Origin of the sequence: Prevotella sp. OH937_COT-195, assembly GCF_003932845.1 — a bacterium.
Taxonomy (GTDB): domain Bacteria; phylum Bacteroidota; class Bacteroidia; order Bacteroidales; family Bacteroidaceae; genus Prevotella.
Genome location: NZ_RQZH01000106.1, coordinates 1 through 680, shown reverse-complemented (window position 1 = coordinate 680; position 680 = coordinate 1). Strand labels below are relative to the sequence as shown.

The window sequence follows — 680 nt, the reverse complement described above, 5'->3', positions numbered from 1 at the left end:
TGTGTCTTATCTGTTTTATTTGTGTTCACTACATAAATTGTCGGATCTTCAGGCAAAACATACTGGTGAAAAACTTGATCATAATTAACTTTAGAATTACTTGAAAAGAAAAAGTTATGATGTTGAAGCTCTGGATAACTTTTGTCCACACCAAGATGCATGACATAACCTGAACTAGCTGGCTCAAATTTACGTTCCAATTTGTTTATTTGCTTTGCATCAAAATTCAATAAATATTTATAAACAGGGATTACTTCCATATTAGATATAATATAATCTGCATATATTTCCTCATTACTTTTTATTGTTATCCCTGTCACCTTATTTTGACTATTATAATTGATACGTTTTACGGGGGTGTTAAAATGTATGCCCACACCTAATTTTCTCGCTAATTGTTCCATCGCTTTCGCTAACTTATGAATGCCACCATCTACGTACCACAAACCTTCTTCATGTTGCATTTGAGGTAATAAACTCAATACAGCCGGAGCATCATAAGATGAGGAACCTACATATTTTATGAAATAACCTAGCATTTCTCTTAAATATGGGTTATCCACCCTTTTATTAATGGCTTGTTGCATTGTATGAAAATAATCAAATTGCTTTAAAGCTGAAAACGGACCATGATAATGAATAATTGCAAACATCGTATCTAATCCCTTACCAAAGTAGCT

At 32.5% G+C, this 680-nt stretch carries 1 protein-coding gene; it reads right to left on the bottom strand.

The genetic code is table 11. The features are described from left to right. The coding region (locus EII32_RS11425) for a phytoene desaturase family protein (RefSeq protein ID WP_148096839.1) at positions 1–680 on the bottom strand (680 nt) is incomplete at both ends.